General features: G+C 60.4%; 11 protein-coding genes and 1 pseudogene. 9 read left to right on the plus strand and 3 right to left on the minus strand.

The features are described 5' to 3' along the window. Window positions 1–3: 3 nt before the first annotated feature. The 5 genes and pseudogenes from GSM73_RS28350 to GSM73_RS26035 all read left to right on the plus strand — a co-directional run. A pseudogene (locus GSM73_RS28350) lies at window positions 4–300 on the plus strand (response regulator transcription factor); the annotation flags it as partial. A 48-nt stretch (window positions 301–348) separates the two neighbouring features. Then, window positions 349–1158, plus strand: a complete 810-nt coding sequence (locus GSM73_RS28010; protein WP_372241419.1) for a sensor histidine kinase — start codon at window positions 349–351, stop codon at window positions 1156–1158. 184 nt (window positions 1159–1342) lie between these two features. After that, window positions 1343–1957, plus strand: coding sequence for a TetR/AcrR family transcriptional regulator (locus GSM73_RS26025; protein ID WP_047230136.1), 615 nt, complete (start codon window positions 1343–1345; stop codon window positions 1955–1957). 280 nt (window positions 1958–2237) lie between these two features. After that, a complete protein-coding gene (locus tag GSM73_RS26030) occupies window positions 2238–3017 on the plus strand; it encodes a thioesterase family protein (RefSeq protein WP_160894303.1) in 780 nt (259 codons plus the stop codon). 50 nt (window positions 3018–3067) lie between these two features. After that, window positions 3068–4339: an OmpP1/FadL family transporter gene (locus GSM73_RS26035; RefSeq protein ID WP_076384114.1), complete on the plus strand. Its 1272-nt coding sequence runs from the start codon at window positions 3068–3070 to the stop codon at window positions 4337–4339. 102 nt (window positions 4340–4441) lie between these two features. Here GSM73_RS26035 and GSM73_RS26040 read toward each other — a convergent pair whose 3' ends face one another. Continuing rightward, entirely contained in the window at window positions 4442–5227 is a 786-nt protein-coding gene (locus GSM73_RS26040; protein ID WP_047230133.1) for an SDR family oxidoreductase, read from the minus strand. A gap of 69 nt (window positions 5228–5296) precedes the next feature. Continuing rightward, window positions 5297–6757: an efflux transporter outer membrane subunit gene (locus GSM73_RS26045; protein WP_076384116.1), complete on the minus strand. Its 1461-nt coding sequence runs from the start codon at window positions 6755–6757 to the stop codon at window positions 5297–5299. Window positions 6758–6978: 221 nt separating this feature from the next. Between GSM73_RS26045 and GSM73_RS26050 the strand changes: the two genes are divergently transcribed. Genes GSM73_RS26050 through fabF form a run of 3 tightly spaced genes read left to right on the plus strand, consistent with a single transcriptional unit; the run spans window position 6979 to window position 12511 of the window. Further along, window positions 6979–8088: an efflux RND transporter periplasmic adaptor subunit gene (locus GSM73_RS26050; protein ID WP_076384118.1), complete on the plus strand. Its 1110-nt coding sequence runs from the start codon at window positions 6979–6981 to the stop codon at window positions 8086–8088. Beyond that, window positions 8085–11165: an efflux RND transporter permease subunit gene (locus GSM73_RS26055; RefSeq protein ID WP_160894305.1), complete on the plus strand. Its 3081-nt coding sequence runs from the start codon at window positions 8085–8087 to the stop codon at window positions 11163–11165. Before GSM73_RS26050 ends, GSM73_RS26055 begins: the two co-directional genes overlap by 4 nt. Before the next feature lie 56 nt (window positions 11166–11221). After that, a complete protein-coding gene (gene fabF / locus GSM73_RS26060; protein ID WP_107322729.1) occupies window positions 11222–12511 on the plus strand; it encodes a beta-ketoacyl-ACP synthase II in 1290 nt (429 codons plus the stop codon). 11 nt (window positions 12512–12522) lie between these two features. Here fabF and GSM73_RS26065 read toward each other — a convergent pair whose 3' ends face one another. After that, the gene (locus GSM73_RS26065; RefSeq protein ID WP_107322730.1) at window positions 12523–14226 is read right to left on the minus strand and encodes an ABC transporter ATP-binding protein/permease; all 1704 of its coding nucleotides are present in this window, start codon (window positions 14224–14226) and stop codon (window positions 12523–12525) included. 199 nt (window positions 14227–14425) lie between these two features. Here GSM73_RS26065 and fhuF point away from each other — a divergent pair. Further along, the coding region (gene fhuF, locus GSM73_RS26070; RefSeq protein WP_160894375.1) for a siderophore-iron reductase FhuF at window positions 14426–15101 on the plus strand (676 nt) is incomplete at its 3' end.

Here is a 15101-nt window from a genome sequence, read left to right on the forward strand (position 1 = left end):
CTTTTGCAAAACGATTACATCGTCGCCACCGCAGTTGATGGCGAGCAGGCCTGGGCACTCCTGCAGCGTCGACCCATCGATGTGGTCGTTTCGGATGTAATGATGCCGAAACTCGATGGATTTGGCCTGACAGCCAGAATCAAAGCCAGCGCCGGCTTTGCCCATTTACCGGTGATCCTGGTGACCGCCCGTGGCGGTAGCGAGGCCTGCGTCTCCGGGCTGGAGAGTGGCGCCGATGACTATATCGCCAAACCCTTCTCGCCGCTGGAGCTCATGGCTCGCGTGCGCGCGGCGCTCCGCATGAGTCACGTGCAAACCGAACTGCATGCAAAATCCCGTCAGGCGGGCATGGCCGAAATCGCTACGACTGTGCTGCACAACGTCGGCAACGTCCTCAACAGCGTGAACGTATCGGCAGAACTGGTCAGCAGCCTGATGCGCACCTCCAAAGCCCAGGGGCTGGGCAAGGTGGCTCAGATGATGAACGAACACGTCCATGACTTGAGCGATTTTCTCACCACAGACCACAAAGGAAAGATGTTGCCCGGCTACCTGCTCAAGCTGGCGGAGGTGGTGGCGATAGAGCAACAGGGCATCATCGAAGAGCTCGGACAACTCACCAAGGGCATTGACCACATCAAAACCATTGTCGCTGCCCAGCAGTCCTATGCCGTTGCTGTCAGTATCGTCGAGACAGTACCGGTCCCGGAGTTGATCGATGATGCCTTGCGCATGAGTGCTGGATCACTGGCGCGCCAGGAGGTGACGGTGGTCAAGGACATTGCCGACTTGCCCTTGCTGCCGCTGGACCGGCACCGGATGCTGCTGATTCTGGTGAACCTGATCCGCAATGCCAAACAAGCAATGAACGGCGTGATCGATCGCAGCCCGTGCATCACGTTCAGCGCCTTGCTGGCTGACGGGCCAGCATTGCGTATCACCGTGACCGACAACGGCAATGGGATTGCACCAGAGCATCTGGCGCGGCTCTTTTCCCATGGCTTCACTACTCGCAAAGACGGTCACGGTTTCGGCCTGCACAGCTGCGCGCTGGCCGCGCAGGAAATGGGGGGCAGCTTGACCGTGCACAGCGACGGGGCTGGACAGGGCGCAACCTTCATCCTTGATGTTCCGCTCGATGGTCCGCAGACGCAGTGATGAGCACCAGATGTCAGGAAATCATTTGGAAGCGAGTCCCAGATAGACCCAGTACAGCAGGGCAGTTGCGCCGATGGCAGCTCCTGACATGCAAACGGCTATCCAGCCAAATCGCCAGATATGTGACTTAATTACAATGTGGTCACAAGTTGTCAACCGCCTTTGAGGTGAGTAAGCTGACCGCATGAACCAGCCAATATCCCCCAGCGTCCGTGGCCCAGTCGACCATGACATCCGAGACCAGATTGTCGCGGCGGCCAATGAGCATTTCAGTCAATACGGTTACGGCAAGACCACGGTGTCCGACCTGGCCAAGGCCATCGGGTTTTCCAAGGCTTACATCTACAAGTTCTTTGATTCCAAGCAGGCAATCGGCGAAGCCATTTGCAAAAATTGTCTGGCGCAAATCGTTGCCGCCGTGGAGCAGGCCATCAACGTGGAAGGCCTCTCACCTACGGAGCGCTTTAGACGCATGGTCAAAACACTGATGGTCACGGGCGCGGACCTGTTCTTCAACGACCGCAAGCTTTACGACATCGCCGCGTTCTCGGCCTCGGAGCGTTGGCCAAGCTCGCAGGTTTATAATGCCCGGATCAAAGACTTTGTTCTGCAGATCGTACGAGAGGGGCGAGAGCTCGGTGAGTTCGAGCGCAGGACGCCACTGGACGAGACGGTAGACGCGATACATCTGGCGCTCCAGCCTTTCGTCAATCCTTTGCTATTGCAGTACAACCTCGATCGCATCGAGGATGCCCCGACGCTCACCTCCAATCTCATCCTGCGTAGCCTCATGCCCTGAGCTTCGGCTGAGGGTTGCATTGCCGTTGCAACCTATTCCCGCGTGGTCCCTGCGATTTTACCTTCTGAGTGAAGGCATCTATTTGTCTGAATTGTGACTGTTGACACAAATGGTCACATGAATAAGTATGGCGCATCTGTTCTCAAGAGATCGCCATGATCCAGCGCCGCCTTCAGCTTAGGTCTTCACCGATTCCATCCACCCGTTTCGATTGGGAGAGGGCAACGCCTGCGTGCTGCTTGGTGGGGATCACGACCGGTCAGTTCAGGGGAGCGTTGATATGACCAGCTTTGCCCAGATGCTGCAGCAATTCGATCCAGACTCACCTTTTATTGCACCACCCAACTGGCTACAGGGGCGCACTGTCTTTGGGGGCCTGTCTGCGGCGCTGTCGCTGCAAGCGGTTTTGCGTGAGTGTCCGACAGATTTCCCGCCGTTCAGGTCAGCCCAGGTGTCGTTCATTGGTCCTGTCACACAGGCCCAGACATTCGAAACCAGCGTGTTGCGTCAAGGGCGGTCAGTCACCTCGGTAGCGGTCGACTGTATGTCGGGCGATGACCTGGCACTGCGCACCACGCTGTTATTCGCTCAGCCGCGCGAAAGCAAAATCACCCACAGCTCCTGGGGAAGACCGCTTGTAGAGGGGCCATCCAAATACCCCACGCTGGTTCTGGATAGCAACGTCGCACCGGCTTGCGCCCATAACTTCGAGATGCGCGCGGCGGGCGGTTCATTGCCAGTATCTGGCGCAGAAAATCCCGAACTGTTGATGTGGGTGCGCCACCTGGATGCACAGGGGGTGGACCCGGCCGTCGCCTTGGTTGCGCTCGCTGACAGTTTGCCGCCGGCCGCCATGACCTGCTTCACCGAGCCCGCCGCCATCAGCTCTGCGTCCTGGATGATTGATCTACCGCAGCCGGCCGTTGCTGGTGAATGGTTTCTCATCAGTTCTTTCAGCCAGCAGGCTCTGGAAGGTTACTCATTGCAAGATATGGAAATCTGGGACGAAAGCGGTCGACGAGTGCTTTGGGCGCGTCAGACCGTGGCAATTTTCACATAACACAACCACCCGCTTCATTCACCTCAGCTACTGCTGTAAGAGTTCTAATAATGAAAAAAATATGGCTCAAGACCCCGCTAGGTCTCGCTGTTGCGCTCGCCACTTCTCATGTGCTGGCGAGCGGTTTCGCGCTCAATGAGCAAAGCATCAGTGGGATGGGATCCGGGTTTGCCGGTCGCTCGTCTTCTGCTGAAGATGCGAGCACCGTTTTTGGCAATCCGGCGGGCATGTCTCGCTTGAAGAGGGAGCAGGTCAGTCTGGGGGCGGCGACGCTTTTCGCCAAGTCCGACATCAGCCAGACTCGCAGCACCTTCGGTGGCCAGCAGGACGGCGATATGGTGCCAGCGACCACGGTGCCGATGGGTTACTACGTCAAACCCATTGATGAGCACTGGGCGTTCGGTGTTGGTTTTTATGTTCCTTTCGGCCTGATTACCGACTATGGCAGCGGTTTCGCCGGGCGTTATTACGCCAACAAAAGCGAGGTCACGACCCTTACGTTCCAGCCCACTGTAAGCTATGCCTTTAACGACAAAGTGTCGATCGGGTTCGGTCCTACCATCAACCGTATCAGCGGTGAGTTGTCCGGGATGGTGCCCAACCCTCTCAGCCCTGGGCGCAATGATGGAAAACTCAAAAGCACCGGCGACGACACGGCCCTGGGTTTCAACGCGGGGATCCTGGTGCAGGCTACTGACCGAACCCGCTTAGGTCTGACGTACCACTCCAAAGTCAGTTATCACTTGGACGCCAAGACTAAGGTTACTGGTGGAGTCTTCAGCTTGCTGGGCGTCAGCGGCCAGAGCTATGACGCTTCGCTGGATGTGGATACACCGGAGTCGGTGGACTTCTCGGTGACTCATCAGCTCAACGATGACTGGACGCTTTATGCAGGGACCACCTGGACACGCTGGAGTCGCTTCAAGGAACTGGTCATCCAGAACTCGGGTTTGCCTCCTTTGCTCAGTGGCTCGCTGGGCACCGTTGCCGAAGAGCAGAACTGGCATGACACGTGGGCCCACGCCATCGGTACGGCGTACCGGTTGAACAACCAGTGGGTGCTTCGCGCAGGCTTGTCGGTCGACCAGTCGCCCGCCAACAACACCGACCGCGGGCCACGTATTCCTACGGGCGACCGGACGGTGATCAGCTTCGGTGCAGGCTGGACGCCGGTGGACGATGTCACGATCGACGTTGCCTATTCTTATCTGTGGGAAGAGAGCGTGCAGGTCAATCACACCTCAGCGACCCGGGGCGCCTACAGCTCCACGTATAAGAACAGTGCCAGCGGCCTCGGTGCTTCTGTCAGCTATCGCTTCTGATTGATTGCCGCTTTACGATAGCGAAAAGGCCGGGAGCACAGGTTGCTTCCGGCCTTTTTGTAGGCATTCCTTTCCCTTCGGGAAGGCCTCCACATCGCCCACTCAGACGCCCATGACGTGCGCCATGATGCCTTGGTGAAACCGGCGAGGCGTGGCCCAGGTCAAGACCGTAATCGCTTTGTTGCCAAAGCCTGGCACGACACTCATGCGTCCGGCTTGCAGCGCACGGATTCCCGCAGCGACAACGGGCTGGGGCTGCATCATCACCATTTTCAGGGCCGGTGTGAGCTTTTGCCTGGCGCTTTGTGCAAATCCGGTGTCCGACATCCCGGGGCAAAGTGCGGTCACGACGACGCCGTCGGTTTTGAGTTCACGATGAAGCGCGTCAGAGAAGCGAAGCACATAGGCCTTTGCGGCAGAGTAAACGGCGAAATTCTTCACGCCCTGGAAGGCCAGCAGGCTGGCAACCATCAGGATATGTCCGCGTTTTCGGGCCCGCATGTCAGTCGCGAAGAGGCGCGTCAGGGCTGTCAGGCTGGCGATGTCCAAATCGATCATGGCCAGGGATTGTTCTACGGATTGATCCAGAAAGGGCCCTTGCAAGCCATGACCGGCATTGTTGATGAGCACATCGATCACGACACCGCGCTCGCTCAGTCGCTGATACAGTTCGATGATCGCCGGAATCGAGGACAGGTCGACTTGCTCGACGAGCACCTCAACGCCGAAGCGTTCGCGCAACTGCGCCGACAGCGCCTGAAGTTTATCCAATCGGCGTGCTACCAGGACCAGCGATTTCCCTTGTGCTGCGTACTGCCGGGCAAACTCCTCGCCAAATCCGCTCGACGCGCCCGTGATGAGCACCCAAGAGTTATCGTTCGTTTTCATATTGCTGTTCTCTGCTGGTTTTAGCTGAAGGAGGAGGGCGCGCAGGTGGTGCCACGTCACCTGGTTACGTCATCGACTTGCCACAGGCTCGGCGTGAGCAGGCTGCCAGCCACCACCCAGTGCCCTGAACGCGGCGACCGCCGCTCGTGCCGATTCGGTTCGCGCTTGCGCTCGGGCATCGGAAGCTCGCAGCAGTGTTTCGTCGGCTTGCAGGACGTCGATGAGGCTGGCGGTGCCTTTCTCATAGGCAATGAACGAGGATTGACGAGCCTGAGTCAGAGCTGTCTCTGCTGCGGTGAGGGTGGTTGCCTGGGCTTCGCGATTGACCAACGAGGAGAACGCGTTCTCGACATCCTCGCTGGCGCGCAGCGCGGACTGGCGATAAGCGGCCAGGGCCTCGGCTTCCTGCCCCTTGGCTTGATCGATCTGTGCGTTGATACGGCCAAAGTCGAAGAGCCTCCAGCGCAGTCCCAATACACCCGCCGACTGGCTGGCGCCGCCGGTAAAAAGGTTGCCGGCGGATACGGCGGTGGCGCTACCGAGCAGCGCGCTGAGGGAGAATTTTGGATAGTACTCAGCAACGGCCTCTGCGATGCGTGCATTGGAGGCCGCTAGACGGCGCTCGGCCACGATGAGATCGGGCCGGCGGCGCAGCAGATCGGCAGGCGTTCCCATGGCGGTTATCTGGGGTGCCAGAGGAATGCTTCGCGCATTGGCCAGTTGTGTGCGATGCGTGCCGGGCGGCGTGCCGAGCATGATGTCCAGTGCGTTCATCGCAGCATCCAGGCCAATTTGCAGGACCGGCACTGTCGCTTGGACCTGTGCCAAGGCGCCCTCGGTCTGGCGAACCTGATAGCTGGCGGCGAGGCCCTTGCTGTAGAGCAGTTGGACCTTCTCCAGCAGTTCCTGTTGCGTTTTGACCTGTTGGTTCGCAATGCCCAAACGGGTCTGCAATCCGCGGACAGTGATGTAGATGTCGGCGGTCTGCGCAGCGACGGCCAGGCGGGTGGCCGTGGCGCCCGCTGCGGACGCCTGGTATTCGGCCAGGGCGGCCTCGCGTGACCGGCGCAGGCTGCCAAACAAATCGACCTCCCAGCTGGCCCCGAGGTTGAGTTCGTAAGCGCTTCCATACCGATCATAGCCAGGCGTTGAATTCAGCACCTGGCCGAGTGGGGTTTCGACTGACTGATAGGCGCGCGCGGCCTGGCCGCTGATATTGCCCGAGGGCAGCAAAGCAGCATCGGCCGCACCCAGGCCGGCCCGCGCCTGCGCGACGCGCGCCGAGGCCTGCGCCAGGTCCAGGTTCTGCTCAAGTGCCTTGGCGACGAATTCGGTCAGCGCTGGGTCATCAAAGCCTTCCCACCAAGCTACGAGACTGGCCGGCATCGTCGCGGGCCGCTGTTCGACAGAGGGCTGACCGAGGAAACGGTCCGATAGCGCAGTGTCCGGACGGTGATAGTCCGGACCAACGGCGCAGCCTGCCATCAAGCTGGCACTCAGTATCAGAGCAGCGGGGTGGAGTGGCGACATGGAGATTCCTGAAGTGGAGATTGATGTGTGACCATATTATATATTGGTCACTTTCTGTCAATGAACTCCTCATGGGTGGGTGCTCTCGCTGGGGGCTATGGTCGCAATAAGTGTTGAGAAATTGTAATTTAGTCTCTGGTCGCAATAGTTGTGACCATTGACAGTAATGGTCACACGCCAGAGAATGTGACACCTGTTTCTATTCTTCAAGTAGGGAATCTATGCGCCGGCTTCGACCTGTCACCCTTGCCGCTTGCTTGTTGCCTCTCGTCCTGACGGCGTGTGGCGACTCTTCCACCGTCCAAGATCCGCGCACGCTCGCTCCTTTGGTGAGGGTCTCTGAAGTTCAGGATTCGTCCGGCCTCTGGCGTTCATTCACCGGAGTCGTGGCGGCTCGCGTCCAGAGTGACTTGGGTTTCCGAGTGTCGGGCAAAGTGCTTGAGCGTCTGGTCGATACCGGGCAGACCGTCAAGCGTGGTCAGCCGCTCATGCGTCTGGATCCCATCGACTTAGGCTTGCAAGCACGAGCGCAGCAAGAAGCGGTCACTGCCGCCAAAGCCCGTGCCAAACAGACCGCAGATGACGAGGCTCGTTATCGTGAGCTGGTGGCCGCAGGCGCCATTTCCGCATCGGGCTACGATCAGATCAAAGCCGCAGCCGATACCGCGAAGGCACAACTCAGCGCCGCGCAAGCTCAGGCTGACGTGGCCCGGAATGCGTCGGGCTATGCCGTACTGCTGGCAGACGCCGATGGCGTTGTCATGGAGACGCTCGCCGAACCCGGGCAGGTGGTCAGCCCTGGGCAGCCGGTGGTTCGACTGGCACGGGCCGGTCAGCGCGAAGCCATCGTGCAATTGCCAGAAACCTTGCGTCCGGCCGCAGGGTCCACCGCTCAGGCGACGCTTTACGGCAACACCTCGGCTGCTGTCACTGCCAAGCTGAGGCTGCTGTCGGATTCGGCTGACCCTGTGACACGCACCTTTGAGGCGCGGTATGTATTGGCGGGCGGGCTGGCCAATGCGCCGCTGGGTTCGACCGTCACCCTTCGGATCGCCGAAGACGCCGCGCAAGGGCCGGTCCTGCAAGTTCCGATCGCTGCCCTCTATGACCCGGGCAAGGGAACCGGTGTGTGGGTCATTGCCGGCGAACCGGCGAAAGTCAGCTGGCGGCCTGTTCAGGTCCTGGGCTTGAGTGACGACGCTGCCCGAGTTGCAGGTGAGCTCAAGGTTGGCGAACGCATTGTCGCGCTGGGCGCGCATCTACTGCGCGATGGCGAGGAAGTGCGACTGAGCCCACAGGGTGACGTGAAGGTTGCCGGGGGCCGTCAATGAGTCTCAATTTATCGGCACTCGCCGTTCGCGAGCGCTCCATTACCGTGTTCCTGATCTTTCTGATTGCCGTCGCGGGTACCTTGGCGTTCTTCCAGTTGGGGCGTGCCGAGGACCCGCCGTTTACGGTCAAGCAGTTGACCGTCATCACTGCATGGCCGGGCGCGACTGCCCAGGAGATGCAGGACCAAGTCGCCGAGCCGCTGGAAAAGCGCCTGCAAGAACTGAAATGGTACGACCGCACGGAAACCTACACCCGTCCAGGTCTGGCTTTCACCATGGTCTCGCTGGTCGATCGCACGCCACCCTCGCAAGTGCAGGAGGAGTTCTATCAGGCGCGCAAGAAACTCGACGATGAGGCCACTCGGCTGCCGGCGGGCGTCATTGGGCCGATGGTCAATGACGAGTATTCGGACGTTACCTTCGCGCTGTTCGCCCTAAAGGCCAAAGGCGAACCGCAGCGCCTGCTGGTGCGAGATGCCGAAGCGTTGCGCCAGCGCCTGTTGCATGTGGCGGGCGTGAAGAAGGTCAACATCATCGGTGAGCAGCCCGAGCGAATCTTTGTGTCGTTCTCCCATGATCGACTGGCGACCTTGGGCGTCTCGCCCCAGGATATCTTCGCCGCGCTGAACAGCCAGAATCTGCTCACGCCTGCTGGCTCGATCGAAACCAAAGGGCCGCAAGTCGTCCTGCGGGTGGACGGTGCCTTCGATAAATTGGCGAAAATTCGCGACACACCGCTTGCGATCCAGGGGCGCACGCTGAAACTCTCGGACGTCGCGACAGTCGAGCGCGGATATGAAGATCCGGCCACTTTCCTGGTTCGCAATAACGGCGAAGAGGCGCTGCTGCTGGGGATCATAATGCGCGAGGGCTGGAACGGCCTGGACCTGGGCAAGGCACTGGACGCCGAGACGACCAAGATCAATGAAGGCATGCCACTGGGCATGACGCTGACCAAGGTCACCGATCAAGCCGTGAACATCGACTCGGCCGTCGGTGAGTTCATGGTCAAGTTTTTTGTCGCGCTGCTGGTTGTCATGCTCGTTTGCTTTCTCAGCATGGGCTGGCGTGTTGGCGTTGTGGTCGCAGCCGCCGTACCGTTGACGCTGGCGATAGTGTTTGTGGTGATGGCGGCCACCGGAAAGAACTTCGACCGGATTACCCTGGGTTCGCTGATCCTGGCGCTTGGGCTGTTGGTGGACGACGCGATCATCGCGATCGAAATGATGGTGGTAAAAATGGAGGAGGGCTACGACCGGATCAAAGCGTCCGCGTATGCCTGGAGCCACACCGCCGCGCCGATGCTGTCCGGTACGCTGGTGACGGCGATTGGCTTCATGCCCAACGGCTTTGCGCAATCGACCGCCGGCGAATACACCAGCAACATGTTCTGGATCGTCGGCATCGCCCTGATCGCCTCCTGGGTCGTCGCGGTGGCTTTTACCCCTTATCTTGGGGTGAAGCTATTGCCGGATATCAAGCCGGTCGAGGGCGGTCACGCGGCTATCTACAACACGCGTCATTACAATCGCTTTCGCCAGCTCCTGACCCGCGTCATCGCGCGCAAATGGTGGGTGGCCGGCACCGTGGTCGCGACATTTGTCGTGGCGATTCTCGGCATGAGCCTGGTCAAGAAGCAATTCTTCCCGACCTCCGACCGTCCCGAGGTATTGGTCGAGGTGCAGATGCCCTATGGAACTTCCATCGAGCAGACCAGCGCCGCCACGGCCAAGGTCGAGGCCTGGTTGCAAAAGCAGGATGAGGCGAAAATCGTCACCGCCTATATCGGTCAAGGTGCGCCACGCTTCTACCTGGCGATGGCGCCGGAACTCCCTGACCCGTCCTTCGCCAAGATTGTGGTGCTGACGAGCAGCCAGGAGGCCCGTGAAACCCTCAAGTTCCGTCTTCGCGAAGCGGTCGCCGAAGGGCTTGCCCCGCAGGCGCGGGTGCGGGTGACTCAACTGGTGTTTGGTCCGTATTCGCCATTCCCCGTGGCTTACCGGGTGATGGGCCCCGATCCGTCAACGTTGCGCGAGATCGCCGGTCGGGTACAGGACGTCATGCAAGCGAGCCCGATGATGCGGACCGTCAATACCGACTGGGGGCCACTGACGCCGACGCTGCATTTCAGCCTGGATCAAGATCGTTTGCAGGCGGTGGGCCTGACCTCGAATGCCGTCGCCCAGCAGTTGCAGTTCCTGCTCACGGGGGTGCCGATTACGGCGGTTCGCGAGGACATCCGTTCGGTGCAAGTGGTTGGTCGCGCTGCGGGCGATATTCGACTCGATCCCGCCAAGATCGAAGGTTTTACCCTGGTGGGCACGACGGGACAGCGTATTCCGCTGTCCCAGGTCGGCGAGGTGGATGTGCGCATGGAGGACCCGATCCTGCGGCGGCGTGATCGCACGCCGACCATTACCGTGCGCGGCGACATTGCCGAAAATTTGCAGCCACCGGACGTTTCGAGCGCAATCATCAAACAACTGCAGCCGATCATGGACACCCTTCCTGACGGGTACCGGATCGAGCAGGCGGGGGCCATCGAGGAGTCGGGCAAGGCCGGTCAGGCGATCGTGCCGCTGCTGCCGATCATGGTTGCCCTGACGCTGCTGATCATCATCCTCCAGGTACGCTCGATCTCGGCGATGGTCATGGTGTTCTTCACCGCGCCGCTGGGATTGATTGGCGTGGTGCCGACCTTGCTGATCTTCCAGCAGCCGTTTGGTATCAACGCCCTGGTCGGGCTGATCGCGCTCTCGGGCATTTTGATGCGCAATACGCTGATTTTGATTGGGCAAATCCACCACAACGCGCAAGAAGGGCTGGACCCGTTCCACGCGGTGATCGAGGCCACCGTACAACGGGCCCGGCCGGTGTTGCTGACGGCGCTGGCGGCCATCCTGGCATTCATCCCCCTGACGCATTCTGTCTTCTGGGGGACGCTGGCCTACACGCTGATCGGAGGGACCTTCGTCGGCACCATCATGACGCTGGTGTTTCTGCCGGCGATGTATTCCATCTGGTTCAAGATCCATCCTGACAAACAGGTCCAAACTGAAACAGCGAGGCTGGCGTAAGTCAGCAGACGCATGCTGTTGTCAGTGGATGTCGACTGAGAAATGAAGAGGTTTTTATGATGACTGCCGAAGGTCAAAAGCGAATCGTCGTCACAGGCATGGGCATTGTCAGCCCCCTGGGTTGTGCAGTGGAAGAAGTCTGGCTGAGGTTGCTGGCGGGACGTTCCGGTATTCGTAACCTGTCTGGCGATATCACCGAGGGTACCGGCGTTGCGGTGGGCGGCCAGGTGCCGTCTCTGCAAGAGGATGCCGTTGCGGGGTATGACCCCGAGCGCTTCATCTCGGTCAAGGATCGCAAGAAGATGGACCGTTTCATCGAGTTCGCCCTGGTCGCCGCCGATGAAGCCCTGGCGCAGGCAGGCTGGCATCCGACACAAGCCTCAGATCAGGAACGCACCGCGACGATTATTTCATCGGGCGTCGGTGGCTTTGGCGCAATTGCCGACGCTGTACGCACCACCGATGCGCGTGGCCCGCGCCGCTTGTCGCCATTCACCGCGCCGGCCTTTCTCGCCAACATGGCGGCCGGGCACGTTTCCATCCGGCATGCGCTCAAGGGGCCTCTCGGTGCGCCTGTAACGGCTTGTGCCGCCGGGGTGCAAGCCATTGGAGATGCGGCCAGGCTCATCAGAAGCGGTGAGGCGGATATCGCCATATGTGGCGGTACTGAAGCGGCGATAGACCGTGTGACCCTGGGCTGTTTTGCCGCCGCCCGCGCACTGTCCACGGGCTTTGCCGAGCACCCTCAGGAGGCCTCGCGTCCCTTTGATCGCGACCGTGACGGTTTCGTCATGGCCGAAGGGGCCGGGCTGCTGGTGATCGAGTCGCTGGAGCATGCCCTGGCCCGTGGTGCCAAGCCCCTGGCCGAACTGGTCGGCTATGGCACCAGCGCCGATGCCTATCACCTGACCGCAGGCCCGGAAGACGGCAGCGGCGCACGGCGCGCCATGCAGCAGGCTCTGCGCCAGGCGGGGGTCAGCCCTGCGGACGTGCAGCATATCAATGCCCACGCGACCTCCACACAGGTGGGCGATAACGGGGAGTTGGCAGCGATTCGCTCGGTGTTCGGGGCTGACTCTGGCGTGGCTATCACCTCGACCAAGTCCGCCACCGGGCACCTTCTGGGGGCGGCGGGGGGCATTGAAGCGATCTTCACCGTGCTCGCGCTGCGTGATCAGGTCGTACCGCCGACGCTGAACCTGCTTCATCCCGATGAAGCCGCAGAAGGGCTCGATCTGGTCGCCCTGAATGCCCGGAAGATGTCGATCACCCATGCGCTCTCAAATGGATTCGGGTTCGGCGGCGTTAACGCCAGCGTCCTGTTTCGTCGTTGGGATGCTAAATAGAGACGGCGAACTCACACCGGTTGCTTCACCTTCCGATGCACCCATCGTGCTTCGCTTTGCAGCTCCAGGACCTGCCAATGGAAGCGCTCAAGCGAAGCATTGTGGCCGACGCTGATCAGGATCGTTTCTGGCAGCGTCTCTTTGAGTAGTTGATAGCAGCGCGCCTCGTTGGTTGAATCCAGTGCCGAACTGCTCTCGTCGAGGAACAGCACCGTCGGGCGGGCCAGCAAGGCCCTGACGAACGCACAGCGTTGCTGTTCGCCGACGCTGAGGGTCTGCGCCCAGTCCCGCTCTTGCTCCAACAGATCGCTCAGGTGCTGCAGGCCAACTTGCTCCATGGCCTGGCGCAGCGCGGCATCTTCTTCGCGACGGGGTGGGTTGGGGTACCACAGAGCTTCACGCAGACTGCCCAACGGCAGGTAGGGTTTCTGCGCAAGCGTCAGGGCACGCTCACGGTCGTAACAGCTTGAGCCGCGAGCGTGATGCCAAAGCCCGGTAATCGTGCGGATCAGCGTTGATTTGCCGTAGCCGGACGGCGCGCGGATCATCAGGCTGTCACCGGGCTTGAGCGACAGATTGAAGTCTTTGAACAACGGCCGGCCGTTCGGCAGCCAGATGTCCAGGTCCTTGATATCGAGACCGTGGGCCTGTTGTTCGAGCCTGACCTGGGACTTGACCTCAACGTTATCCAGGCGCTCCTGGAAGCCGATCAAGCGGTCAATCACCGACTTCCATTCCGACAGCTCCGGGAACACGCTCACCAGGTAGGCGATGGCGGCGTGCACTTCGCCGAAGGCCGCGCTTATCTGTGTCAGGCGGCCGAGGGGAAAGGCGCCGGCAAAGAACTGTGGCGCCATGATGAACATCGGGATGACCGTTGCGCTGCGCAAGTAGAAGGTCGAGTAGCCCATGATCAGCTTCTGTTTTTTCACCAGCGCCCAGAAGTTCTCCAGCGCCGCCTCCAGGCGGTGGTTGAAGCGTTCGTTCTCTACGACTTCGCCGCGGTATTGCGCTACCGAGTCAGCGTTCTCCCGCAGGCGGATGAGCGAGAAACGAAAATCCGCTTCACGTCGCTGCTGCATGAAATTCAGGCTGGGCAGCGCGCGTCCCAGCCAGAAGGCCAGGCCGGTGCCCAGGAGCGCATACACCAGGGCGATCCACACCAGCAGTCCCGGAATGATGATGGACTGGTCGTTGAACGGCACGCTGACCAGGCTTGAGGCCTGCCAGAGGATATGCAGGAAGGAAAACAGCGACACCACCGAAGTCAACAGGCCCAGGCTCAATTTGAGCGACTTGACGATGAACAGGTCGATGTCTTCGGCGATCCGCTGATCGGGGTTGTCGACCTCGGTTTCTGTCAGCTTCAGCTTCTGGTAGCGCTGGCTGTCCAGCCATTGATCAAGCATGTTGCGGGTCGCCCAGCGCCGCCAGCGGATGGTCAGCTTCTGCTGGAAGTGGAACGCGCCCACGGTGAAGGCGGCCGTGCCGATCTGCAGCAGGATGAACTGCAGGCTGCCGATCAGGAAACCGTGGTAGTCCAGGGCCTGCAAGGCATTATAGAAATGCAGGTTCCAGAAGTTGGTGAGGATGTTGACCCCGACCAGGCACAGGGTCATCAGCACGGTGGCCAACAGCAGCAACAGGGCCGGGTACTTTTCCTCGGATGCCCAGAAAGGCCGCGCGAGACGCCAGAAATTGCGGAGTGTGTGCATGTGGTCTTGGTGAGCCTGGTCGCTAACGACGTTGAGTTTGCAGGGGAGGGAGGATAGGATCAGCCAATGCTAATCGTTTGCATTAATTAGGGAAAGCCACGGGAGCCCCGTTATCGAATTTCCAGAATGGCTTAACCAGGCCTGGCCGCCGATACAGCGGGTCATTCGGCAGGAACCTGGTGATCAGCCTGCCATCGCGTTGAGCCAGCTTGCCGACCCTGGCGTACTGCAACCCTTGCTGGCCCGGTTTGCCTTGCGTTACCCAGGGGTGAACCGCGCCGCCGTGGTTTCGCAGTGGTCGATGAACTACATGAGTATCGTCCTGCCGGCCACCCTGGCCTGTGTGCTGACGCGTCGCTGCGCGATCGAGTTCTGGGGCGAGGACGCATTGCTGTTGCACGACGACGGCCAACCTGCGGCGCTGGGCCTGGCCGCCGGACTGTCAGCCTTGGACGCGGACGGCCGTGCGGTGTACTGGTCGCGGTTGATCCACGAGCACCTGGCGCCGCTGTTCAGCACATTGGCCACCGCCGGTGGCCTAGCCCCGAAAATATTGTGGGGCAACTTCGTTGCTATCTGGGACGGTGCCTTTGCCAGGATGGACCCTGACCTGTCCAAAGACGGTTTTGCCGAGGCGCACCAGTGGCTGGAACAGGTCACGGTGAACAACGGACGCTTGAAGCTGCGAGGCCTGCAACGCATGGTCGAATCACCGGCGCCGCAGATTTGCCCGTGCTTGCCATTGCGCCGGCATTGTTGCCTGCATTACCAACTGCACGAGCCGGTCGAAGGCCAACCGCCGGTGCTCTGCGAATCCTGCCCCAAGCTGCACCGTCTGCCGCTGGCGGAGCAGGTGAGCTATTTGCATTACATCT

Source organism: Pseudomonas sp. PICF6, assembly GCF_009831705.1.
GTDB lineage: Bacteria > Pseudomonadota > Gammaproteobacteria > Pseudomonadales > Pseudomonadaceae > Aquipseudomonas > Aquipseudomonas rhizophila.

What these genes read in the sequence shown, in the direction of transcription:
- GSM73_RS28010 (WP_372241419.1), top strand. Translation starts at nt 349, where the DNA reads ATGGCCGAAATCGCTACGACTGTGCTGCACAACGTCGGCAACGTCCTC.
- GSM73_RS26025 (WP_047230136.1), top strand. Translation starts at nt 1,343, where the DNA reads ATGAACCAGCCAATATCCCCCAGCGTCCGTGGCCCAGTCGACCATGAC.
- GSM73_RS26030 (WP_160894303.1), top strand. Translation starts at nt 2,238, where the DNA reads ATGACCAGCTTTGCCCAGATGCTGCAGCAATTCGATCCAGACTCACCT.
- GSM73_RS26035 (WP_076384114.1), top strand. Translation starts at nt 3,068, where the DNA reads ATGAAAAAAATATGGCTCAAGACCCCGCTAGGTCTCGCTGTTGCGCTC.
- GSM73_RS26040 (WP_047230133.1), bottom strand. Translation starts at nt 5,227, where the DNA reads ATGAAAACGAACGATAACTCTTGGGTGCTCATCACGGGCGCGTCGAGC.
- GSM73_RS26045 (WP_076384116.1), bottom strand. Translation starts at nt 6,757, where the DNA reads ATGTCGCCACTCCACCCCGCTGCTCTGATACTGAGTGCCAGCTTGATG.
- GSM73_RS26050 (WP_076384118.1), top strand. Translation starts at nt 6,979, where the DNA reads ATGCGCCGGCTTCGACCTGTCACCCTTGCCGCTTGCTTGTTGCCTCTC.
- GSM73_RS26055 (WP_160894305.1), top strand. Translation starts at nt 8,085, where the DNA reads ATGAGTCTCAATTTATCGGCACTCGCCGTTCGCGAGCGCTCCATTACC.
- fabF (WP_107322729.1), top strand. Translation starts at nt 11,222, where the DNA reads ATGATGACTGCCGAAGGTCAAAAGCGAATCGTCGTCACAGGCATGGGC.
- GSM73_RS26065 (WP_107322730.1), bottom strand. Translation starts at nt 14,226, where the DNA reads ATGCACACACTCCGCAATTTCTGGCGTCTCGCGCGGCCTTTCTGGGCA.